Consider the following 3,616-nt stretch of genomic DNA (forward strand, 5'->3'; position numbering starts at 1 on the left):
ATTTAAAATTATTTTCAAAGGCAATATCTATGGCCTTTTCATTTAGTCCATATCCCTCTTGAAAGCGATTAGGTATATAGTAGTACAAATTAAGGGTAAATTCCTTCAAAATAAAAAATAATAAGGCAATGCTGCTTATTCCATCAACATCATAATCTCCATAAATTAATATTCTTTCATCACTATTTATTGCTTTTAATATTCTATCAACAGCTCTCTCCATATCTTTAAAGATATAAGGATCTCTTAAATCTTTCAGGTCTGCTTTTAAAAATATTCTAGCACTTAACGCTTCCTTTGTTCCTCTATTGATTAGTAATTGTGCTAAAATTGGAGAAATATTCAATTCTTTAGACAATTCTGATTGTAATTTTTTATCTTCTTTAAGTATATGCCACTCTATTTTCTCTGCCCTCCCTCCTCATATCGCGTATTGCGTAAAGATAACGTGAAGTCTAATGTTTAAATATTCGAAAAATTACGGTTAAAATAATACTTATTAAAACACATAAACCCAAAGGGAAGTAAAAGACAAAATTTTTTCGTTGAATTACAATATCCCCAGGTAATCTGCCAGAAAAAGGTAACTTCCCCACCAATAAAAATATAGTTCCTAAAATGATCAACACTACTCCAAAAAGTAGTAGCGTTTTACCTAACATATTAAATTCAGGCATTTTTTATCTTTCTTTTATAGAATAATTATTATTCGGTTTGAAATTGTAACTGTCTTCTGACTTCTATTTTAATTTACTTTTCCACCTTTTTCTTCTCGTTAATTTTAAGCCCTTTTTGATGCACCTTAAATATTTTGTTCCACTCTATTAATAAGGGACTGGAAATAAAAACAGAAGAATAGGTTCCGGCAACCATTCCTAAAAGCAAAGCTAAAGCAAAATCAGAAAGTATAATCCCGCCAAAAAAATATAAAGTTAAAATTGGAAAAATAGTAGTTAAGGTTGTAAATATTGTTCTAGTTAAAGTTTGATTAATACTAAGATTTATTAAATTTTCAAAAATGTCTCTGGTTTTAAACTTTATATTTTCTCTAAGCCGATCTAAAATTATAATAGTATTATTTACAGAATATCCTATTATAGTGAGAATTGCTGCAACTACCTGGATAGTAATTTCCTTTCTCAACAAAGAAAAGATACCCAAAACAATTAAGCAATCATGTAAAAGTGCTAATATGGAAACAATGGAAAACTTAAATTCAAATCTTAAAGTAACATAAAGAATGATTCCTATAAAGGCGAAAAATAAGGCATAAAGAGATAATCTTTTTAAATCTTCTCCAATAACTGGACCTACTGCTTCCATACGTAATACTTCCGGATTAGCCAATTTTTCTTTTAAAACTGATAAAATTTCTTTTCTTTTCTCTGAATCAATATTCTCTGTTCGTATGACAAATTCATTCTCAGATAATTTTTGAATGGTACTTTGACTCAAATTAAATTCACCTAAAACCTTTCGAATCTCCGCAGTGGAAACTGACTTATCAAATCTTAATTGAAGTAAAGTTCCTCCAATAAAATCAATCCCAAAATTAAACCCATGAAAAATAAACGAAATTAAGCCAACCAGTATGATAACTGCGGAAATAGTATAGGCTATTTTTCTATTCTTTATAAAATTAAAATTCTTGTCCTTAAATAGATCCATTAAATATACCCTCCTTAACTATATCTATAATAAAGTTTTAGAGCTAAATTTATTAGTTACTAATTCTAAAACAATTTTGGTTACTACAATTGCCGTAAACATACTGGCTAAAATACCTACACTTAATGTAACTGCAAATCCTTTAATTGGTCCTGAGCCAAAATAAAATAAGGCAATAGCTGCAATTAAAGTTGTAACATTGGCATCAAGTATACTCCTAAAGGCTTTATTAAAGCCAGCATCAATGGAAGCTCGAAAAGTTTTCTCCAATTTTAACTCCTCCTTTATTCTTTCAAAGATCAGTATGTTGGCATCTACTGCCATACCAATAGTAAGGATTATCCCAGCTATTCCAGGAAGAGTTAAAGTGGCTTTTAATCCAGCTAAGGCTCCAACAATCAATATCATACATACAACTAAAGCAAAATCTGCTATTAATCCAAAACCCTTATAATAAATTAACATAAAGATTAAAATTATTATCAATCCCGCTATTCCTGCTCGTATTCCTTTAGTAATAGAATCTCTACCTAAAGTTGGTCCCACTGATCTGTTCTCTAATATTTCCACTTTGACCGGTAGCGCACCAGACCTTAAAAGTAAAGCTAACTGTTTTGCACTATCTACTGTAAAACTACCAGTAATTTCAGCCTTACCATTAAGTATCGGTTCTTCTACTCGAGGGTGAGTTATTTCTTTTCCGTCTAAAGTAATAGATAAAATTTTACCCACATTATTTTTAGTAGCTTCCCCAAATTCTTTAGCTCCATCTTTATCAAATTCAATCAAAACAATAGATCGACTAAATTGGTCAAAAGATGCTTTAGCATTTATTAAATGCGCCCCGGTTAATTGAGTTTCTCCATCTTCATTTTTAAACTCTAAAAGAGCAGTTTTGCCAATTATTTCTGCCGCAGTTTCAGGGTCTTCTACGCCAGGTAACTGAACTAAAATACGTCGCAATCCCTGCCTCTGAATTACCGGTTCTGAAACTCCTAATTGATCAATACGATTTCTTATAATCTCTAATGCTCTATTTACCGCATCATTATCTACGGGCGCGTTGGGAGTATCTACACATTCTAAAATAATATGAGAACCTCCTTGTAGATCTAACCCTAAATTTATTTTCTCATTTAGAGGAAGAGATAATAAAAGGGCAACAAAAATTACTATAAAAACACTGGCTACCCTCAAGGTTTTAGTCCAATTCATATAAAAAACCTCTCTTTCTAATTTTTTCTGTCTTTTTATCTTTTAAACTATTTATTGCTTTATTATACTTTAACCTTATCATTATAATATTTTAATATTTTCTTTGTCAACGAGAACGTTTATGAAAAACATCTTACTAATTAAAGCAATAAATAATTTAAAGGCAGGTATTATTTATTAGACCTGCCTTTAAATTATTTATTATAATTATATTTATCTCTATATACTTAATACTTACTTTTTTCCTTAAAAAATATCTTTACTTTTCTCTTTTAACTCCGATAGCACTACGACTAGTATTTATAACTACATCTTTGGCAATCTCTAAGGTTAAAACATCGCCTTTAATCTCTCTGATTATTCCATACAAGCCACCAATGGTAATAACCTTATCACCCTTTTGTAAACTGTCTAGCATTGATTTATGTTTTTTTTGCTTTTGTTGCTGAGGACGAATAAGGATAAAATAAAATATGGCAAATATAATAATCAAAGGTAAAAATTGTTGAATTGATTGCATTTTTTATAATCACACCTTTCCTTTTTATTTTAAAAATTTCCCCTAAATTATACACAATTTTATTTTATTTAGCAAGTTATTTTTAACTAGGAGCTTTTTGCTTTGTAAGATTTTTTTGGTTTTTAGTCATTGATCAAGCCTGCTCAAGAGGTAAATTACAACAGGTCTATATGAAGTAATGACCTATTTTTTATTGATTTAATTATTTTCCTT

4 protein-coding genes and 1 pseudogene are annotated in these 3,616 nt (G+C 29.6%); all 5 read right to left on the reverse strand.

Going from position 1 to position 3,616, the window contains the following annotated elements; translation table 11 throughout:
* Window positions 1-358: pseudogene (locus COZ07_RS02775) on the reverse strand (single-stranded-DNA-specific exonuclease RecJ); the annotation flags it as partial.
* A gap of 97 nt (window positions 359-455) precedes the next feature.
* Window positions 456-677, reverse strand: a complete 222-nt coding sequence (locus COZ07_RS02780) for a DUF2905 domain-containing protein (protein WP_406607069.1) — start codon at window positions 675-677, stop codon at window positions 456-458.
* A gap of 73 nt (window positions 678-750) precedes the next feature.
* Window positions 751-1,668, reverse strand: coding sequence for a protein translocase subunit SecF (gene secF / locus COZ07_RS02785; protein ID WP_406607070.1), 918 nt, complete (start codon window positions 1,666-1,668; stop codon window positions 751-753).
* A gap of 24 nt (window positions 1,669-1,692) precedes the next feature.
* Window positions 1,693-2,883 (reverse strand): preprotein translocase subunit SecD, encoded by a 1,191-nt coding sequence (gene secD, locus COZ07_RS02790; RefSeq protein WP_406607071.1) that lies wholly within the window; start codon window positions 2,881-2,883, stop codon window positions 1,693-1,695.
* Window positions 2,884-3,142: 259 nt separating this feature from the next.
* On the reverse strand, window positions 3,143-3,403 hold the full coding sequence (gene yajC, locus COZ07_RS02795; RefSeq protein ID WP_406607072.1) for a preprotein translocase subunit YajC: 261 nt from the start codon (window positions 3,401-3,403) through the stop codon (window positions 3,143-3,145).
* Window positions 3,404-3,616 lie beyond the last annotated feature (213 nt).

The organism is Candidatus Infernicultor aquiphilus (assembly GCF_002784285.1).
GTDB lineage: Bacteria > Atribacterota > Phoenicimicrobiia > Phoenicimicrobiales > Phoenicimicrobiaceae > Infernicultor > Infernicultor aquiphilus.